Origin of the sequence: Gimesia fumaroli, assembly GCF_007754425.1 — a bacterium.
Taxonomy (GTDB): domain Bacteria; phylum Planctomycetota; class Planctomycetia; order Planctomycetales; family Planctomycetaceae; genus Gimesia; species Gimesia fumaroli.
In genome coordinates this window covers 2,999,513-3,019,149 of record NZ_CP037452.1, presented here as the reverse complement: position 1 = coordinate 3,019,149, position 19,637 = coordinate 2,999,513, and the positions used below count along the sequence as shown (strand labels likewise).

At 46.6% G+C, this 19,637-nt stretch carries 18 protein-coding genes and 1 tRNA gene; 4 read left to right on the top strand and 15 right to left on the bottom strand.

Annotated features, from left to right (window positions below; genetic code table 11):
- The first annotated feature begins 9 nt into the window (after positions 1 to 9).
- Together Enr17x_RS11540 and Enr17x_RS11535 are read left to right on the top strand one after the other, a co-directional pair.
- Entirely contained in the window at positions 10 to 477 is a 468-nt protein-coding gene (locus Enr17x_RS11540; protein WP_145308819.1) for a RidA family protein, read from the top strand.
- A 62-nt stretch (positions 478 to 539) separates the two neighbouring features.
- Positions 540 to 1,940 (top strand): PQQ-binding-like beta-propeller repeat protein, encoded by a 1,401-nt coding sequence (locus Enr17x_RS11535; protein ID WP_198001105.1) that lies wholly within the window; start codon positions 540 to 542, stop codon positions 1,938 to 1,940.
- 56 nt (positions 1,941 to 1,996) lie between these two features.
- Here Enr17x_RS11535 and Enr17x_RS11530 read toward each other — a convergent pair whose 3' ends face one another.
- The 5 genes from Enr17x_RS11530 to Enr17x_RS11510 all read right to left on the bottom strand — a co-directional run bounded on the left by Enr17x_RS11530 (position 1,997) and on the right by Enr17x_RS11510 (position 5,961).
- Positions 1,997 to 2,527, bottom strand: coding sequence for a hypothetical protein (locus Enr17x_RS11530; RefSeq protein ID WP_145308816.1), 531 nt, complete (start codon positions 2,525 to 2,527; stop codon positions 1,997 to 1,999).
- 201 nt (positions 2,528 to 2,728) lie between these two features.
- Positions 2,729 to 2,917, bottom strand: a complete 189-nt coding sequence (locus Enr17x_RS11525) for a Flp family type IVb pilin (protein ID WP_145308814.1) — start codon at positions 2,915 to 2,917, stop codon at positions 2,729 to 2,731.
- A gap of 331 nt (positions 2,918 to 3,248) precedes the next feature.
- Positions 3,249 to 3,614, bottom strand: coding sequence for an STAS domain-containing protein (locus Enr17x_RS11520; RefSeq protein ID WP_145308812.1), 366 nt, complete (start codon positions 3,612 to 3,614; stop codon positions 3,249 to 3,251).
- A gap of 238 nt (positions 3,615 to 3,852) precedes the next feature.
- A complete protein-coding gene (locus tag Enr17x_RS11515) occupies positions 3,853 to 5,028 on the bottom strand; it encodes a S1C family serine protease (protein WP_145308810.1) in 1,176 nt (391 codons plus the stop codon).
- A gap of 111 nt (positions 5,029 to 5,139) precedes the next feature.
- On the bottom strand, positions 5,140 to 5,961 hold the full coding sequence (locus Enr17x_RS11510; protein ID WP_145308808.1) for a hypothetical protein: 822 nt from the start codon (positions 5,959 to 5,961) through the stop codon (positions 5,140 to 5,142).
- A 460-nt stretch (positions 5,962 to 6,421) separates the two neighbouring features.
- Between Enr17x_RS11510 and Enr17x_RS11505 the strand changes: the two genes are divergently transcribed.
- Positions 6,422 to 6,495, top strand: a tRNA-Cys gene (locus Enr17x_RS11505).
- A gap of 167 nt (positions 6,496 to 6,662) precedes the next feature.
- Here Enr17x_RS11505 and Enr17x_RS11500 read toward each other — a convergent pair.
- A complete protein-coding gene (locus tag Enr17x_RS11500; RefSeq protein WP_145308806.1) occupies positions 6,663 to 8,015 on the bottom strand; it encodes a hypothetical protein in 1,353 nt (450 codons plus the stop codon).
- Positions 8,016 to 8,673: 658 nt separating this feature from the next.
- Between Enr17x_RS11500 and Enr17x_RS11495 the strand changes: the two genes are divergently transcribed.
- Positions 8,674 to 10,110: a sigma 54-interacting transcriptional regulator gene (locus Enr17x_RS11495; RefSeq protein WP_145308804.1), complete on the top strand. Its 1,437-nt coding sequence runs from the start codon at positions 8,674 to 8,676 to the stop codon at positions 10,108 to 10,110.
- Between the two features lie 96 nt (positions 10,111 to 10,206).
- On the opposite strand, the gene Enr17x_RS11490 is transcribed toward Enr17x_RS11495, so the two are convergent.
- From Enr17x_RS11490 to Enr17x_RS11450, 9 genes are all read right to left on the bottom strand, one after another.
- The gene (locus Enr17x_RS11490) at positions 10,207 to 11,214 is read right to left on the bottom strand and encodes a type II secretion system F family protein (protein ID WP_145308802.1); all 1,008 of its coding nucleotides are present in this window, start codon (positions 11,212 to 11,214) and stop codon (positions 10,207 to 10,209) included.
- A 64-nt stretch (positions 11,215 to 11,278) separates the two neighbouring features.
- Entirely contained in the window at positions 11,279 to 12,211 is a 933-nt protein-coding gene (locus tag Enr17x_RS11485) for a type II secretion system F family protein (RefSeq protein WP_145308800.1), read from the bottom strand.
- A 68-nt stretch (positions 12,212 to 12,279) separates the two neighbouring features.
- Positions 12,280 to 13,584: a CpaF family protein gene (locus Enr17x_RS11480; RefSeq protein ID WP_232101026.1), complete on the bottom strand. Its 1,305-nt coding sequence runs from the start codon at positions 13,582 to 13,584 to the stop codon at positions 12,280 to 12,282.
- Between the two features lie 243 nt (positions 13,585 to 13,827).
- Positions 13,828 to 14,832, bottom strand: coding sequence for a Flp pilus assembly protein CpaB (cpaB, locus tag Enr17x_RS11475; protein WP_145308796.1), 1,005 nt, complete (start codon positions 14,830 to 14,832; stop codon positions 13,828 to 13,830).
- A gap of 124 nt (positions 14,833 to 14,956) precedes the next feature.
- Positions 14,957 to 15,250, bottom strand: coding sequence for a hypothetical protein (locus Enr17x_RS11470; protein ID WP_145308795.1), 294 nt, complete (start codon positions 15,248 to 15,250; stop codon positions 14,957 to 14,959).
- Between the two features lie 179 nt (positions 15,251 to 15,429).
- Entirely contained in the window at positions 15,430 to 15,747 is a 318-nt protein-coding gene (locus tag Enr17x_RS11465; protein ID WP_145308793.1) for a hypothetical protein, read from the bottom strand.
- A 95-nt stretch (positions 15,748 to 15,842) separates the two neighbouring features.
- Positions 15,843 to 16,157: a hypothetical protein gene (locus tag Enr17x_RS11460; protein ID WP_315853061.1), complete on the bottom strand. Its 315-nt coding sequence runs from the start codon at positions 16,155 to 16,157 to the stop codon at positions 15,843 to 15,845.
- Positions 16,158 to 16,633: 476 nt separating this feature from the next.
- Positions 16,634 to 17,827: a hypothetical protein gene (locus tag Enr17x_RS11455; RefSeq protein ID WP_145308789.1), complete on the bottom strand. Its 1,194-nt coding sequence runs from the start codon at positions 17,825 to 17,827 to the stop codon at positions 16,634 to 16,636.
- Positions 17,824 to 19,569, bottom strand: coding sequence for a hypothetical protein (locus Enr17x_RS11450; RefSeq protein WP_145308787.1), 1,746 nt, complete (start codon positions 19,567 to 19,569; stop codon positions 17,824 to 17,826). The genes Enr17x_RS11455 and Enr17x_RS11450 overlap by 4 nt, the downstream gene beginning before the upstream one ends.
- Positions 19,570 to 19,637: the final 68 nt, after the last annotated feature.

Sequence of the window (19,637 nt, the reverse complement as noted above, 5' to 3'; positions counted from 1 at the left end):
GATCTCACGATGAGCCAGACACCAGAAGAACTCATACAGGAACTGGGACATACTTTACCATCTCCTCCCGCTGCGGTGGGATCATACATTCCCGTGACACAGTTTGGGAATACAATTGTCACCAGCGGCCAGCTCCCGTTTATTGGTACCGAGTTGATGTTTAAAGGAAAAATTGGTGAACATCTTCATGAAGACGACGGTTCCAATGCAGCCTGCCTGTGTCTGTTGAATGCCCTGGCTCAGATAAAGTCAATCACTGGTGAGCTCTCCAAGATCAACAAAGTCATTCGTTTAGAAGGATATGTCCACTCAGCGCCCGGATTCGATCGACAGCCTTATATCTTAAACGCAGCATCAAAGCTCTTAACTGACGTTTTGGGAGATAAAGGAAAACATACACGTGTTGCGCTGGGAATTTCAGAAATGCCTCTGAACGCTGCCGTTCAAATCGCACTCTGGGTTGAAGTCTCGCCCTAAGGCGCGAACAACTTCTTTAACAGGGGAATCGGCCCGGATACTACAAAATGGGAAGAGTCTCAATGAACTGGCGTGAAATTCAAGTTGCCCCGCGTACTTTTACTGGCTCCCGTACAACACAAGTCAGAGCAGCAATTCTTCTGTTTGCCTTGATGATCAACACCAGTCTCGCCACTGGTCAGTTACCTCAGATTTCCCCACGCGGTTCAAAATCGAATTCCACTTCTCCAGTAAAAGTTGTGCCTGGAAATCAAGAGACCGCTAAGAAAGGTACTACCTGGACTTCGTTCCTGGGAAATCGCCGTAACGGAATTTCAGAAGAAACCGGTCTGAACTTGAACTGGAACGTACATCGGCCTGCTGTGCTCTGGCGCGTTCCACTAGGCAGCGGTTATTCTTCTATCGTGGTGGCTAACGGCCGAATCTGGACGATGGCAACCCACTTGACGAACGATTATGTCGTCTGCTTTGATGCGGATACAGGTAAGAAACTTTGGTCCACAATCGCTGCACCGACCTATCTGGATAGCCAGAGACAAGCACGTGGCCCCCGTTCTACTCCCACCTATGATGATGGAAAACTATATTGCCTCTTGCCAGCCGGGGACTTACTCTGCCTGGAAGCCAATTCCGGTAAAATCGTCTGGAAAAAGAATATTTTCGATGTGAGTGGTGCTGGACAACAGGAACAGAAAACCATTTACTACTGGGGCATGTCCGCCTCGCCTCTGATCGAAGGAGACCTGGTCATCCTTCAACCCGGCGGTTCCAATAACAACTCAGTGATTGCTCTGAATAAAGATACCGGAAAACTGGTCTGGTCTGCTGGAAATGATCCCCCCGGTTATGGCTCGCCAATTGTCATCGAAGCAGAAGATCAACGCCAAATCATTGTGCCGACCGGACAATCAATTCTCTCACTCAACCCGGAACAGGGAAGTCTGCTCTGGCGCGTGGTCTGGGGTAACAAATACAACTGCAATTGTGCCACTCCTGTCTGGAATGAGGAATCCCTGTTTATCTCTTCTGCTTATGGAACAGGCGCAATGCGGTTTGCCTTGATCCGTCAGAATGAAAGCCTGCGTCCGATCTCACAGTGGAAAACTCTGGCGATGCAGAACCAGTTTGCTACCAGCATCATCAAGGATGGTTATATCTATGGCCCGCACGGCGACCTGGCTGCAGTCACATACCGTTGCCTGGATTTGCAGCGCGGAAAGGTTCAGTGGATGTCCAGACGTGTTGGTAAATGCACGCAAATCGCTGTGGAAGACCATATCATCTGCCTGACAGAGCAGGGGACTCTGATCCTAATCGAAGCCAACCCTACTGAGTATCGCGAGAAAGGCAAGCTGACGGGATTACTCGGATTTAAAGCCTGGGCTCACCCAGCCCTGGCAAACGGGCGACTGTACCTGCGTGACGAAAAAAGAATGATCTGCCTTGATCTGAAAAAAAAATAGCCGCGAAGGAATGCTTTTTCCGTCACGGCCATAATCGTCAAATGGAAACAGTGATTTTATTTCGCAGGAGCGGTTTCCAAGTCTTTTTTGAGACGCACCAGTTTTTGCTCCTCCTGCTTGAGCAGTTTTTCCTGTGCTTCAATTTGTTGCTCTAAAGTCTGTTTGCTTTTCACAACTGCCTTGGGAGGCAGAATTCGGCGGGGCGGATTTCGAAGCTTAACCAAGGCTCTTTTATTTTCAGCCTTAACTCGCGCCAGAATTCGATCTGCCTGCAGAATGGTCCTGCGTGCTTCATCAAAGGCGGTATGTTTGTTTCCATCTCGGTCTTCATATTCACCCAGATCATTTTCGCCTTCGTTATTTTCGATGTCGTTCCTGGCATCCATGAGTGCATCGTAATAGGCACGGGCCAGACCGGTTTTCAGATCATCACGATCATAGTCGGAATACTCATCCTTTTCAGCGGACTTCTTCTGAGCAGCGGCAGCAGGCTTACGCTCTCCCTCTTTTTGATCTGCTGAACTAAAGCTGGACATGGTGACATAAAACAGCCCCATTACAACAGCCAGTACTAATAATCGTTTCATCAATCCGCCTCATCTATTTTAAAAATGCGAAATAACCACAGGCTATTTATTCATCGAACTCATTATATTCAATCCATTCCGTTTATTTCAATCTTTTTAACACAAAAAGGAAAATACAGCCCAGACAAACCAAAAAAAAGGCCTGTGCCTCAGGCACAAACCTTTTTAGGTATTCCAAAGTTGTATCAAGCGATCTTGGACTTACGAATTGATGGCGTTAATTGCGTTTGCCAGATCCATCAGCTCGTTGATCAATGCACTTCGAAGTGTTGTCAAACCAGCAATGGCACCAATTCCGATGATCGTAAGTAACAACAGGTATTCAACAAATACAGCACCACGGACTTTTTTCTTCCATTGCTGAGTTTTGGTCCGGATTTTATTTAGCACAGGGTCGCCCTTTCATGTAGTCCAGATAGAAAATCCTCTACGAACTAACATGCATAACCTGTACCAATCCTTTGAATTTTCAGGATTCTGTACGCCTGGAGATTTTTATTTGTCGAATCGCAATAGGTGAAGCGAAAATACCACAATCAACAGCGGGTACTTGCCCAGATACATACCTCGTAGATGCAAATAAACCGTAACAAAAACGATCAGTGACCATCCAAAATGTTAACAATCAGATACATTTTGAATCAGGCAGACTCCAGAAGGATACAATCAAAAGCAAGGGGAACCGGGGCGTGAAACGGCGAACGACGTCATGTGAAGTCGCTTAAGCGTTCAGAGACCGAATGGCTTCTTCTCGATTTGGATAAGTTTCCCACAGTTGATCAAGATGGGTCACTTCAAGCACTTCCGTACAATATTCACTGAGACCGCAAATACAGAATTTACCGCCTTCCCGATGATTCAGGCGATTCCACATCCGGAAGATCACTTCAATAAAAGCCGATCCAAAGAATGAAGTATGGGAAAGGTCCAGTACGACGATGGGAGGGGATGCTGTTTCGGCAACCTGTAATAGAACATCCGTCAACGCATCGAGCCTGGGTTCATCCAGATTTTCGTACTCTGGCCCCAGGGACACGATAGTGACCTGACCCTCTTTGACTATTTCAGGTGGATAATCGGCAGGCATAATTGAACTGTCAACAAGATCGTCGTTTGTAAAAACCCTGCAAGTCTTAACAAGAGGGATACCAAAGGAACCTACACATAGTAATCCAAATCAGTAAACTGTCAACCAAGAAATCCGTTTGAGTATTCAAGATCTATTGGCGCAAGTCCATTCAAACCGAATATTTACCAATACGCTTCGCTCTTCGCATCTCACCTATCATCCAGTTCAATTCAGAATCGAGCCTGGAGAAGAAACCTTATCGGTCGTTTTTCCACTCTTGCAGTTTTGCCGTTAATTTCATTTTTTTATTATTGCGCAAAACAATCAGGGGCACTTCGTCTCCCACTTTATGGGCTTCGAGAGCATCAAGTAAGTCATTCGCATTTGTGATGGGCATATTATCCAGTTGCATGATCAGGTCTCCCAGAATCACATTCCCAGACTGGTCTAGTCGAATTGCCTGTAAGCCTGCCAGGTCAGCGGCTCCTCCGGGCATCACATCCCGCACCATGACTCCCTGAGCATCCTGGGGCAAGAGCTTATCGCTTTTCAGCTTGCGGGTGACAAAGTCATCAAGGCCTGTAAAATTCAAACTCGGAATCTGAATCAGCCCATAGCGAATAAGTTGAGGAACAAAGCGGCTGATCAGGTCCACGGGAACGGCATAGCCAATTCCAGCATAGACATGGGACGAGCTGTATATGGCAGTATTCACCCCAATTAAATGCCCCGAGCTGTCGAGTAAAGGGCCTCCCGAATTGCCAGGATTAATCGAAGCATCCGTCTGAATCACATCCCGTATCGACTGGCCCGTTGCAGAAATGATTTCTCGCCCCAGTCCACTGATGATTCCTGTGGTCAGAGATTGATCCAGACCAAATGGATTCCCAATTGCCAGGACGGTCTGCCCCACCTGAAGATCAGCAGAATACCCCACCTTAATCGGCTTGAGACGTTCGCTGGGCGCATTAATTTTTAGCACTGCCAGATCCTTGGAAGGCAAAAAACCCACCAACTTGGCTTTCCAGATGGTATTGTCTGCTAATGTGACCGTCGCTTCATCGGCTTTTTGAATCACATGGAAGTTCGTCACAATATGCCCCAGGCGATCCCAGATAAAACCGGTTCCTGAGCCTTGAGGCGTTTTTTGCAGATTCATACTAAATTGATCGGCTTCCAACGCAAACTCGGCTGTCCGAATATGGACCACCGAGGGCGACGATTCGTGAAATAATTCAATCGTCCTGCGTTCGGACTGGGTCAGATCTGCCCTTATGGGAATGCGAGACGTCGATTGTCTCAATTTACGGCTGAATAACTCAAATGTCATGAGACCAATCAGGACAATGAGTATCAGAATGAGCCATTTCTGAGTAATCGAAGACTTTCTCGCAGGAGTGTCATAGCGTAGTGACTGTTGTTCTGGAGCCATAACCTGATGATTTCACACAAAATGAAAAGACGGAAACTGACGTCATCCAACACTTATTCTAGGCACGTCCATTCATAGATCGCAACACCGTTGGACAGAAAGCCGAGCAGCTTACTGCAACTTTGCTGCCACAGAATTGAGATCACTGACCGCTTTGATAAATCGCTTTTTCAGTTTGGGTGATAACTCTGGGAACGCAGATTGAACTTCAGGCGATAACATCTTATAGCTGCGTTCAACAGCAGCACAGATTCGCTTGATCGCCTGCTCGGGAGTAATTTCCGGTTTCGCAACGACCGCCGCTTCCGCACCAGAACTCTGCGGAGCAGGGGATGCCGCTCCTGACCGAAACGGACTATAGTCACCTCCCGATGTTCCCATATCTCGCGCGTGCGCGCCAACGGTAGCTGATGCATCAGAGGATTCGCGGCCTCCTGATTCGAAACCGTCCCCTTCACCTTGCCCATATTCGGAGGGATCTTTGACTGAAATCGGTTCATCGGAAACAAATGCCACCTCTGAATCGACAGGATACTCTTCAAAGGGTTCTGAGATCGAAAGATCTTCACCATTGATCGCACGTCGCCAGGCTTTCAATTCAGCAACCGTCGCCTCGTTTTCTTCTGCCCACTGTAAACATTCAGGAGCATCATCCCATGTGAGTGCAATGTAATAATGTGACCACTTCAGCTTGGCATATTGCTCTCGGACGTCACCAAACGTCTCCCAAACCCGTCGACGCTGATAAATTTGATCGCCGCTTAAACCAACCATCGCACCGAAATCAGCGTCGGTTCTCCCTTTAGAATATTTTTTGGTCCATTGAGAGGCACACTCACCGATGACCCAACTACTCTCACTCATTGCTTCGCGAGCACGGTCAATCAGTTGTTCTTCAGTCATTTTTGATGTGGAATCAGTTTGATCAGTCATTTTGATGTGTCTTTTATCTGGAAACAGAAAACACTCCCCTCAATTTTTCGATGTCGTTCTCAAAAGAAGGGAGAGAGATTTTGAACCTTGAGAGCCTGAAATGCCTCTCATTAGAAAGCAGAGAAGGCTTGCCTTCGATGCTACACGGATTGAGTCAAGAATACCACCAAAGCAGAGTGGTAAGTCAAGGAGAAGACACTTTCAGCCGCTACGTCTTCCCTAAACTTTATCACTGACCCGATGATTTTTACTTCATCCCATGAGAGTTAAAATGGGAAGGTTACAAAAATATTTCGGATCACCCTTGGTTTGCTTGACCTAACTTCGATCGGTTATTAGGATTCGGTCAAATTCATACGAAGAAGCGTCGAATAATGACTCTATCGCTTCTGTTGATTAAATAGTTTCAACACTATAAACTCCTCTCTTACAAGAGTTTATTCGTTCAATAGAATTTCAGGGCGCCGTAGCCAAGTGGTCTAAGGCGGCGGATTGCAAATCCGTTATTCCCCGGTTCGAATCCGGGCGGCGCCTCTTTCATCAAAAGCCTCTCTCAAGAGGCTTTTTTATCAATCGTCTGCATTTTCAGACTGAGATCAACTTTCGCTGCTGTCTTCTCTCTACGATCCAGCCAGCAATACCCGTAAAAAAACCTGGCAATCGAATTGCTGCCAGGCATTAGATCTCAAAGATTTTCTGTTTTATCTGGTCTGGGCTGCTTTCAGATCGCTTAAGATTTCTGAATGCTTCAGACAGTGAACCAGAGAAACATCGCTGGACATGCGGCCTCTCCGGTCTCTGATGCTGTCTGCAATATTCAACATGCGATCCAAACCAACGCGAATCTCTCGATTGATCGTTCCGGTTTCACGGGATTGTAATTCTGAATACTCAGAACCGGCTGCATTCCACATGATCCAGGCAGAGGAAAGATCATGCAAACTTGCGGTTCCTGCAGGAAAGTAAGTGTTGATTCTCTCTTTCCAGGCAGACTGGGAGTACTCCATGCTTTTTTGGAATAATTCCCGGCTTTCATTCTCGCGATCTTGTTTCTGATAATATTTTGCGCGTGTGTATGCCAGATGTGATTTAGATAGGTTCAACAAATCATTTCTTCCCATTCCGGCATCCCGATTTGCCATCCACTGTACTTCGGTTTGAATTTCTTCCAGTTCACGGACATAAACCGCGAGTCCACTGGTATCATTTTTGTCGCTGCCGTAAAAATACTGGCTTTCTTGGTTGGCCACATAGACGGCTCTTGATGCTCTGCGAAATTCCGACAGATCAGCTTCACCGACCTGTAATTCCACCTTTCGAATAGAGAAGTACTCGCTAGACAGGCTTGATATCTGTGCTAACGCGGCTTGTTGAAGATCAATGTCCTTAGTCGCATTGGCAAGTTCATATTGATTTTGTGCCAGAAGCAGTCTGGCATGTACAAGATCCCCGTACCATCCTTGAGCGGCAGGTTGGTCCATCAGCTGCAACTGTTCAACAGCCTGTTGAAACAATCGTCGTTTCTGATTCAAAAAAGTGACTTCAGCTTGTTTTGACTGACGTAATTCAGCAGCTTTCAGCTTGTTTTTATACCCTAGACTGAGTGCAAGATGATATTCAGATAGAGAAAGTAATCCTCGAGAAAATGCATCCGTACTCTGACCAACCAGTTGATCTGCATTTCTATCAGATTGCTGTAACTGCTTTCGTAGTTTTGAAGAAATTTCGTGCGATTGGTCGACGGATCGTTTTGCAGCAACGATTTGCACTTTTTGATTGTGCTGGCTTTTTTGCTGCGGGACAACATTCAGAGGAATAAACTGTTTGTTCTTTTCCTTCTCGAGATGCGTTGACACAGGAAGGCTGACCATCGCAGTCGTGGAACCTTCCTCCACATCCAGAAAGCTCTGTAGATCCAGTGGAGGGGCTTCGATAACCGGCGCTTCCTGAGATGTCACTCTTGGAGAGGGAGCAGGGGATTTCAGCCAGAGAACGAAGCAGATCATTAAAAAAGTGATGGAACAGCTGATAAAGAAATGAGTTCGATCGTTCATTGAGATACAGAATCGCCAGAAAGAATAGGCCCCGATCAATCAGATCTGTCGGAGCAGGGTCAGAGCGATCCGTGCTGTGTGCTACTAATTTCTCCTTTTGGAGTCTATCGGCACAATCTATTATGCATAATTTCAAATTTAGAAGATGGCATTGTAATACTATTGATATGTATTTCTGTCAGTGACATACAAACTGTTACGATATGACTAACTAGACCAGCAGCGACCTCCCCAAGCCAGATAGCTCACCCAAAACCTGCCCACTAGACGACCCCTTATCTCTATTAAAAACAAGTATTTACGACAATTATTGCTATCGAATATTCCTCGAATGCGTGATTCCTCGATCCCGATTTCGTTTTATATATTTGTTATCAGAGCCTCTTTTTTTGATTTTCGTACTGGCGTTAGATCAAGCAGGAACACTACTATCGAGACTAATTGATACGACCACCCTATTTACCTAAAGTTACATAATTGATTCTAGTGATAACATTTGTTATCGTGTCCACAGCCGCATATTCACTATATTCTTCCCATTTTCTAACATTTTAATTTGTGGGATTTGATCACTCACCGTCATCATTCGCTGAGTTATTGGACACGGGCAGGCTGATCAAGGCCATCAATTGATTTAACGAGAACTAAAGGATTCGTGATGCCCCCTATCGGAATTATTTATACGGCAGATTCTCAATTGCAGTCTGCTCTCAAAACCGATCTGGAAAACAATATCAACCAATGCTTCCAAACGGCCTCAAACCTTTTTGAACTGGAAAGATGTTTACAGCAGAATACATCACCGGCTGTATTATATCTGGACCTGAGAACGTCCGAATCACCTTCAGATTATGACTATCGAAAAGACGTTCTGAACTATTTAACAGAATCCTGCCCCTACCCGCTCAAGCTCGTCTCAGTGATTGATCAATTCCTACCACTGGACCTGGCAGAGTCTGCTTCATTTTTAACTGATGCATTCCTGGAATACCCACCTGAGCCAGAGGAAGTGAGCACCCTTGCCAGAGAGTTAGAGGCGATTGAAGCCGTCAAGAAACCCGCGTCTCTCCCTGATTCTCGTCAAATTTATGCCAATGATCGGCATGTGACGACTTATACACCGGCAATGCTTCCCATCATCGATCAGATTTCCAAGATCGCAAAACATAATGTCACGTTGCTGCTTGTCGGCGAGACAGGAACCGGGAAAACGACATTGGCGTCAATGATTCACGAACTCTCGCCGCGAAATACGGAACCATTTCAAAACATTGCCTGCGGTGCGCTTCCCTCTGATTTAATTGAAAGCGAGCTTTTTGGGCACTTACGTGGTTCTTTCACAGGAGCAGAACGAAGTAAAATTGGCCGTTTCGAGGCGGCAGGAAAAGGAACTTTGCTCTTAGATGAAATTGATATCTTATCTGCTAAAGATCAGGCCAAACTTCTCAAAGTAATCGAAACAGGGCAGTTCGAGCCTGTCGGTTCAACCGAGTCGCGTAAGTCAGAAGCACGGCTGATTGTCGCTGCCAACGTAGAACTCGATGAATTAACACGAAAAAACAAATTTCGCTCTGACTTATATTATCGTTTGAATGTCCTGCAATTTCGATTACCGGCCCTCAGAGAACGCCCGAATGACATCATTCCACTTTCCCTGCAGTTTATCAAAGAATGCTGCGAGCAACACGCGGTTGGCATCAACAAAGTCCATCTCAAAGTACTGCGAATGCTCAAACAGTATCAATGGCCAGGCAACTTGAGGGAATTAAAAAACCAGATTCAACGAGCTGTCTTATTTTCAAATCACGGTGAGCTGACGACGGATGAATTTTCCCCTGAGATTCTTCAACAAACGATGTCACTGCCTGACAAGAGCCTCCATTCCGCACAGGAAAATAAAACCCTGGCCGATCAGGTTGCAATGAATGAAATGCACCTGTTGCAAAAATCATTGTCTGAAAACGGATATCGCAAGACAGCAACGGCAAAGGCACTGGGAATCAGCCGTGTAGGGCTTTACAAAAAGATGCGCAAGTACGGAATGCTTGAGCAAAAGAAACCGGCATCCCAAAACAAACTGCATGCAGAGAGTTAGCTCTCGGGATATCTCGCATCTGCAACCTCTTTGGAACGGATCGGTAATCAGCATGCGATTTCTAATCGCATCTTAAACTAGACCGCTGTCGCTGACTTATTGAATCGCACTCTCGTTCGTTGAATTTCGAATGGTTTCAGATGTGGTGCTGATTGTATCCCCAAATGTAGCAGGTTCAAGAATTCCACCAGGACGATGTTCGCGAATCAGGAAGTTACGGAGCTCCAGAACCGCAGGCCCGAAGAAGAGGATATAAATCGGTGGTGCCATGCAAAAAATCACGGGGAAGAGCAATTTGATACTTGTCTTACTTGAATGCTCCTCGGCACGTTGACGATATTTTCGACGAACACCATCTGCAAAATCGATCAAGGCTGTTGAAACATTCGTCCCCAGTCTCTCTGTCTGAGAGATCATCAGCGAAAGCGTATTCACATCAGGAGCATCAATTCGTTTGGCAAATTGTTTCAATGCATCCGCCATCGAATTAGCGTCCGCATGACGACGTATGATTTCAAATTCAACCGCAATATCCGGATGAGAGAAACGGACTTCCTCAGTCACACGCTGCAATGCAGTCCGCAAGGGGACTCCGCCTGTCAAACACATCATCACCAGATCGAGTGCATCGGGTAATCCTTTTTGGATCCGATGAACGCGGCGGTTCGCTTGATTATGCAGCACCATACGGGGAAGACCATATCCGGCACCTGCAACCACTAAGCCGACAACGAGAACGATCTCGGGAATATTGGTTCCTGGATCTGCCAATACACAACCAATGCCCGTTCCGATGAGTACCAGAACGATTAGTAAATTTCGGGTCGCCAGGTATTCAACCAGGGCTGTGGAACGGTAATAACCGGCCCGCTTGAGATCGAGTTCAATTTTCTTAATTTCTTCATCCGTTTGCGGAACCACGCCTGCGATCGCGCGACTGAACACACCTACTTTTGAGGTGGAATAGTTCTTCGCCCCCGGATCGCTCAGATCGAGCCGTTTCTTTCGTCCAGCCCGGTGTCCTGCAGCAATGGCATCTCCAATCAGGAAGAATACCAGGCAGACTAAAAGAAACGTCGCAATGGAAACAATATCAACAAACATAGAATTCTCTTTTATGTGAAATCTGAACAATCAGCTCAAAAGCAAGTCGTCATTGATCGAAGGCTTAATATTCTGTTCTCAATAAAGTGGAAACCCACAGGATGCCGATGACTTCCAGAACAATGGCTGTCAGCAACAGAATATTTCCTACAGGGTCGGTATATAAATTGGAAACATGATCAGGGAAAACGACCAATAACACAACAAAAGCAACCGGAGCCACCACCGTCATCAGGAGCGCTGATGCGCGACCGGCTCCCGTAGAAGCTTTCATTTGACGGCGATAGTTTATTCGATCGCGAATCACATCTGCCATCCGTTCCAGATTTGCAGGAAGGTTACCACCAGTTTTACGATATAACATCAATGTCGATGTCAGAATTTTGAGATCGACCAGCTGAATCCGATTCGAAAGCGACTTCATCACAGCAGGCACAGACATATTCATGTCCAACTGTCGGGCACAGCGTCTGAATTCATAACTCAAAGGCCCTTTGGTTTCTTCACCCACAATGGCAATCGCCTGTTCCAGACTGGCACCGGCGTGTGTTGACCGCGCGAGCAGGTCAATCATCTCTGGAAGCTCTTCCTGAATCATCTGCATTCTTCGTTTTCTGCGAAAATGCAAAATGATCAAAACAGCAAACATTCCACCAATCATGCCTGCAATACCTGCGATAGGCTGATTTGAGTAAACAAAAATGCTGCCACCAATGGCCAAACCACAGACCAGTAATAATAGAAATGCAGAAAATGGCGTGAAATCAGAACCATTCTCCAGCACAAGCCGATCAAAACTTTGATCGATTCTTCCCAGGATACTGCTGGACGGTTCCTGGTCAAAGACATTTCGAATTCTTCTGAGACGCGGACGTTTCGAAAACTGCCCCGACTTCAATTGACCAGCGCCCGATAAATCACGAAAAAACAGATAGACCGCCAGGACCGATACCGTCACTGCAGCAAAACAAATCAATGCAACCGAGGAACTGTCCACAACAGGTTTTCTCCACTAATTTCTATAAACGCCATATAACCTGGATCGTTTATTCCCAGGTTATGTGATTATTTCTTCTCAAAAATACAATCGCTGAGCTGAATCCCTGATGCTTCCATTCGCTTCAGGCAGTTGGGACGATAGCCAGTTGCATAAAAGGTCCCCTGTGCATTTCCCTGATCATCGACTCCAGATTGTTCAAATCCAAAGATATCCTCTACTTTATATTCTCCCTGGCTGTTCATGGAGACAATTTCAGAGACTTTGGTAATACATCGTTGCCCCCCTTTGAGCCGGGAAACGTGTAAAATGATTCCGATTCCATTCGCGATATACTGCCTGATCACAGGCAAGGGGAGCTCGAAACCGCTCATTGCAACCATCATTTCCAATCGGGCCAGGGCATCGCGTGTATCGTTGGCGTGAATGGTGGTTAAAGATCCTTCATGTCCTGTATTCATCGCTTGTAGCATATCAAGTGCTTCCGCACCTCTCACTTCGCCGATAATAATACGGTCCGGACGCATGCGCAGGCTGTTTTTTACCAGTTGCCGTTGTGAGATCTCACCGACCCCTTCGGTATTATCAACCTTGGTCTCAAGCCGGACGACGTGTTTATGCTGCAATAATAACTCTGCAGAATCTTCGATCGTAATCAGACGTTCGTCACGGGGAATAAAATTGGAAAGGGCATTCAACAAAGTAGTTTTACCACTACCTGTACCGCCGGAAATCAGCATGCTGATCCGGGAGTCAACAACTGCTGCCAGGAAGTCGACAATTTCAGGTGTCACAGACTTTTTATCAATCAGATCATCAATTTGCAGCGGAGCAGCCCCAAACCTTCGAATCGATAAAGAGGGTCCGTTTAAGGCCAGGGGAGGTATGATCGCATTGATTCGTGAACCGTCAGGCAGCCGGGCATCCACCATCGGATTAACTTCGTCAATTCGACGGCCCACTCGCGAAACAATTCGCTGGATGATTCTCATCAAGTGCTGGTTATCAGCAAAAATGACATCCGATTCCTGCAGTTGGCCATTTCGTTCGATATGAATTTCATAAGCATGGTTGACCAGGATGTCGCTGATTGTGGGATCAGACATCAGGTTATCCAAAGGTCCCAACCCAAAAACCTCGCTCAATAATTCATTTAGTAAACGCTCGCGATCAATGCCTTCCAGAACCGCGACATGTTCATCGCAGATTTCTGTTGCGACCGAACGAACCTCTGCCGAGAGTTCTTTCTCAGAGATTTGAGCTAACATAGACAAGTCGAGTGAGTCGACCAGTTCCTGGTGAATTAACACTTTTTGCTTCTGGAAATGAAGCTCTGCTTCCCTGCCTTCGGGAAGATAACTTTCAGGTTCCACAAAAAGTTTTTTTGTACCGAGTGATTCCATGTGCAAACCCAAAATCTTCAAAAGGTAGATGCGAAGGTTGCCCTGACTCTCACGATTGAAACTATCTTTCGCGATTTGTCATGACGTACTTTGGGCGAAGGCGTACCTTGATCGACCCAAAGAAACTAAATAGCTCAAAAGCTACCAAATACTAACGACTCTGCTCACTGTTACCGTGATGTGAGAGAACACAAATTTATATCAGGGTAAAGTTTATAATCCGCTGAGGGGCGTAGAAATTTCTGAGGTTCTACGATCGTTTTGCTTCATCGTGGTCGTTGCTTTGTTGGAAGGGATCACTTCAGAAGCAACGGGGGTTTCAATCGCGTCAATCCAGTTCTGGCTCTTATAAGCACGGTTGCCTTTAAAGTGCACCGTATTGAGTTGACCGGCACGATAGATATCCATACTGGAAACACGCTGATTCGGGATAAAACCGAGGATATTTGAAAGTGTCAAACGGTCACTGGCTCGACCAGCGGAGACAACTTCTGTATTCTCATTGGGATTTCGCAGAGCCAGACTGAGTACACCATGGTCTTCAACCACTTTGAGTACCTTACCCTGTTCGGGTGATACCTCTAGTGTAACGGAATAGTCTTCGACGATCTTGCCGCCTTTTTGGTCTCTGACGTATTTGTGTCCGGGGACTGCAATTTCACCGACAGCCAGTACCTTCACTTTTTCAAGCAGGGTAATCGTTGTTTCAGGAATCCCATCAGTTTCTTTCGAGCGAAACAGAACATCGACAACAGCACCAGGACGTGAGAAACCAGCCACATTTCCAATTTTGTGAATGGCGACCGTCACAGCCCGATTTCCTGGTTCGAGAATATCTGACAGTCCAGGTCCCATACCATTTGCAAACAGGTCAACCGTGTGAAATGGTTGTCCGGCTTTAATTGGTGTTTTGAGAACACGACCAGCAATATACTGGGTGCTCATGATTCGCTGTTTGCCTTCTGAATTAAATTTCTTGTCAACCATTTCAGGAGGCATTCGATAAAGCGAAATATCGTCGATCGACAGTGTCTGTCCTGGAACAAGATCCCTTGATGCAATCGGTACAATTACCTGTTGCGGCTTCGCGGGATCTTCTGCCAGAACCGGTGGACCGGACGGCTTGTGCATAAACTGTCGCACAGTATAAGCTGCGCCCAAGCCAAGTAGAATTGCGAAAATCGCTGCCGTCATTGTTCCTGGACTAATTTTTGCCACGTGAACTTCCCTGAAATTTTCGGATACTAAAAAATACACTTCACACTTGTGTTTCGTTTGCCAAACACAGGTGACTTACATCTATTTACACTTAAAAATCGTAACTGTCTGTCAGTAACTACTACTACTCACCAGAGGCTGTGATCGAAAGATCCAGACAAGCTGGCGCGTCACCGACAGGATCAGTCAAACTATTTGTATCTACATACTCGCTCGTCACACCATCCACTTCAAAACTGTATGACTGGTCGATACTCTCCAGAGCAACAGCCATATCACCAAATTTCTGAACGATGTGATCTCTTAACGTCGCGATGCCCGGGATGATGCCGACAAGGAGAATTGTCATCATCAAGACAGTCGCAAAGGGTGAAATACTTCCCCCCTCATCATTCCAAAATTGACGAGCAATTCTCATTCCTACCACATCCTGACCAGTACTTACGTAAACTCTGAAACACTTGACTATTCTGAGAATATGCATCTTGTGTGCCAAAGAAGAGTTAACTTAACAAATCCAACTTTGAAACAGCCTGTTCCCGAGTGGGCGTCCTCGGGAACAGATTGCAAATATCTCAAGCTTCCAACGAAGCCAGACTACTCGTTTTCTGCTGTGATCTGAACACTGATACAAGCAGGTTCTGCGTTTGCAGGATCGATGTTTGCATCGCAGAAGTCGAGTTCGTCATCGAAGATGGAACCAGCAACACTGGATGTGTGTCCGGTAACACCTGAAAAGCTGTAACTCTGGTTAATGTTTGAGATAGCTAAAGCGAGGTCACCCAGTTCTTGAACAACCTGATCACGAACGGTCGCCAAACCAACAACAACACCCAGTACGAGAATTGTGCCGATCAGAACCAGTTCAGACGAGACAACAAATCCTGCCTCATCATTCCAAAATTTAGAAAGCATGTTCATCCTAACTCCTTATTACTTATGTGAGCTGTGATATACAGCTCATTTGAACATTTTGATAAAAACTTTAAACAACCAATTTTTTCTGAAACTTATTCAGGCTCTGCAGTCACGATAGTGATGCAGTGTGGATCCGCGTTAGCTGGATCGATGTTTTGGTCACAGAAATCCAGGTTGTCATCAAAGATAGACCCTGAAGTGCTGGATGAGTGTCCTGTAATACCAGAGAATGAGTAGCTCTGGTTGCTGTTTGACATTGCGGCGGCAACGTCAGCAAGTTCCGCGATTACCTGATCACGAAGTGTGGTTAACCCGACAATCATACCGAGAACCAACACGGTAGCGATCAGCACTAGTTCTGTTGAAACGACGAAACCATTTTCATCATTCCAAAGCTGCTGAAACATCTTCATTCGTACTCCTCACATTAATCAGATGGTTAATGCTTGCCTGAATGCACCACAAGAAAATGTAGCTATTAACACCCGGACAAATTAACGCGCCTGCATACGCCCAGCGCAGACGTTTCGTTTTAACAGCAGACCATGTGCCATTTTCACCCACAGTGCATATTTTTCGCAATTTCACTCCACAATGTATTTTGTGATTGTCTCTGCTAACGTTTTTTTGTGTCACAGCCCCTAAAATCAGTAACAAGCAGCTAACAGGCACTTTTCAAGCAGATTTCCGCTGCAGAGCAACTGGAGGAAGAATGAAACGAGGCAGCGCTTCCGAAAGTTAACACTTTGAAACCAAGTGTAACCTGAAGTGCACACCCCAAAGAAATGTTTCTCGCCCTCCTCGATAACGAGCCGGAGGGAGTCCGCAGTTCAAGCGAGAAAAACGAATTGCTTCAAAATGAGAGAAGCGAGCTGCTGCAGCTTTAATTCTTCTCTGAGGAGAGCTGAACCTGGTAGGGAAACTTGCCTCTCCATAAAGCCAGGGCACGACCGGCGTGAGTGAGGAATGTGTAACTGCTTTTAATCTCCGAGTCTGGCATCTTTTTGATGGTACTCACAAGCCACTGTCCCGCCTTCTGAAGTGTCTCCTCAGGGGGCAGGACCTCTTCGGGAGCGAGCGCCCACCATTCCATCGCATGACCGGTCGCCAGCACACGACGGGCACGTGGAGTGAAGATTTTTTCAGAAGGGAGTTCCAGTTTTTTTCCATCCCAGTTTTTATCCCAGAATCCCTCTTCCGATTGATTTTTCACCAGCAATTGTGTGATATTCTGTAGATAGCGAATGACTTTTTCCCGGCCCGTTTTCGTCAGAATCGGGGTCTGTTCATCGACTCGTAACAGCATCACCAAAGCATGCAATCGGTGATTTCCATAACAAACTCCTTTTGTAGGCTGTTGACGCATGATCCGGTCTGCAATGACATCAAAATTCACATGTTGACCTTCGCTTGTAATCCAGTCCTGCGGCTGATCAATGAACAGCGCAAATACCAAAGCCGACCATTCATACTCCAGCTGATTAAGACTGAACGAGCTCAGAGTCTCCTGAATCAAGGCTGCGAGCGTTGTTTCTCCCTGCGACGTGACGACAGGATAGTCAGCCGGCGTTCCAACTTCAGCCAGCGTCGCCAGGGTGTGATCTTCGTGACTCGAAGTCGCTGCCCCTTTCTGAACACGCGGTCGAAGTCCATACTGTTCCTGAACGAGCAGGGGCTTGGTTTCCGAACCCCAGACTTGCAGAAATTGACGATGGTCTAGCAGAATATCACGCATTTCGATTCCCGAACTACATTTGGGATCATTAAACGTCGCTTCGATTCCCCAAAAGCGCAAGGCGTGATCTACATGATTAATACGCGGTTTTTTCCCGCGGAACTGGGGCCGTAATCGATACAGCACCTCCGACAGATCCTGATCTGAAACAACGTCCGGCTGATCATACCGGGGGACCACTTTTAATGGATTCAAGCGTAGCTGCGGAAGCTTCTTTTCTGCTTTCCACTCTTGATAACGTACCGCGCCCCAGCCAACCACAGCACCGACCAGCAGGATATGAAAGCTGAGAAACCCAGCAATGCGCAATTTTTGACGTAACGGAGTTTTGATCGGTGTCACTTCTGTACCTCATTCTCTGATGCAGAAGACGTCGCTTCGCCTTTCGCTTTTGCCTGCTTTGCGGCTGAAATCAACTCGGGTTCGCGCGAGACGACCAGACTGAGATCGTCTTCGTAAACAACTTGAAATCCCTTTAATTTACGAACTTCTTCATCCAGTTTGACCTGTTTCTCTTTATGTACGATAAACGTCGAAACGTCATATTTTTCTGCCACCGACTGCCAACCCCGACTTGCCCGGGCAATCCCCAGATAGTCCTTCCAGACGCGCGGAGGAGAAAGATGAACCGCATTGGTTGTCATAAAGACATTCATGTCAGCGGGCCCATCCCAGACCAGCCAGTCTCCCCACCATTGAGGATTCCAAACCTGTTTTTGAGGAGGATGGGCTTTCAAAAATTCGGTCAATTTACGAGGGGTTCCCTGACTGTAAACCTTGTCCAAGCTGCGCGGTGTTCCGCCAAACAGGGGAGTGGCAATGTTCGAGAAAGCAAAACCGAACCACAGGAATAAGGCACAAAATGCTGTAATTACAGGAGATTTCTTAGCCCAGAATGGTATTTTTTGAGGCTCTCTCTCAGACAGCTTCTGGCTTTCCCGTTTTCTGCTTTGAGTGACATTGGCCAGATGTGGAACCATGGCATACACAAATATAACGGAAAACCAGCCAATCATTCGCACGCCGACAATCGTCGCCAGCGAGAGTAATCCCACGCGCAGGACATCCGCCGTCCGTATCGTTTCACGACTATGACGATATAAAGCCAGCATCAAAACCCAGGCAAAACAGAATAAAATCCCTTCTGCATCACGGAATTCGAGTGGTTCCCATTCCAGTACATCTTTTAAATTCGGATTGCGGGGAAAGGTCAGTGAGTTAATAAACAAATCGATGTGATAGGGATTAATCAGAGCGCCACAGACCGACAGCTCGGTGACAACTAACCAGCGTCTGACCCATTTGTCCGAGCAGATTTCCACCAGACTGCGTGTTCTCCAACCCACTTCCAGGACTCGTCCCAGAAATTGCAGACCAATGATCGCCAGCCCGACCACAAAAGAACCATGCAAATTGGCCCAGGCCAGAAAAATCAGGGGAATGCCTAAATAAAGGGAGAACAGCAGGGCTTTGGGTGTCTTTTGCCTCGTTTTTTCTGATCCGTCAGGCGCATCCCCAGACAGCAAGCCGGTCTTCACGGAATCATATCGTTCCGACCAGGCCATGATCACCAATAGCAACGCAACACAGAAAGTTCCGAAGATCTCCGGCCTGATGATCGCGATGCGGCTGGAAGCAATCAAGACCAGCAAAAATGACGCTAACGTACTGAGCCCTACGCGACCTGTTTTGAGATAGAAGGCGCACCAGAAGAGAACATGCGTCGCAAACACGGTCAAAGCAAAGAGATTCGATAACCCCCTCACACCAAAGGCCGTGTTGACTTTCGCAAAGAAGATCTGCGACAGCCAGGCGGCATCAATGCAGCGAACACCTTCTGCCAGGGATAGAAAAGGGTCGTATTCAGGCAACCTTTGATTCGAGATAATCCAGTCTCCATAGGAAACATGGCCCCAGATATCCGAATAAAAAATGTGCACATTTCCGAAATAGAAGAATAAGAAAGCAAACCAAAAGCACGTGATTAATTGCGGCCAGCCCATCATCAGCGCTTCGCGATAAGATCGCTTTTTCGCAAGGGGAGCCAAAGGCTCTGCAGTACCAGGGTGAGAATCGACCGACATAACGCCTTCCACAGATAAAACGAACGTAAGTTCTTATTTTATGCCTGAAAATCAGGTTCTTTTGGATT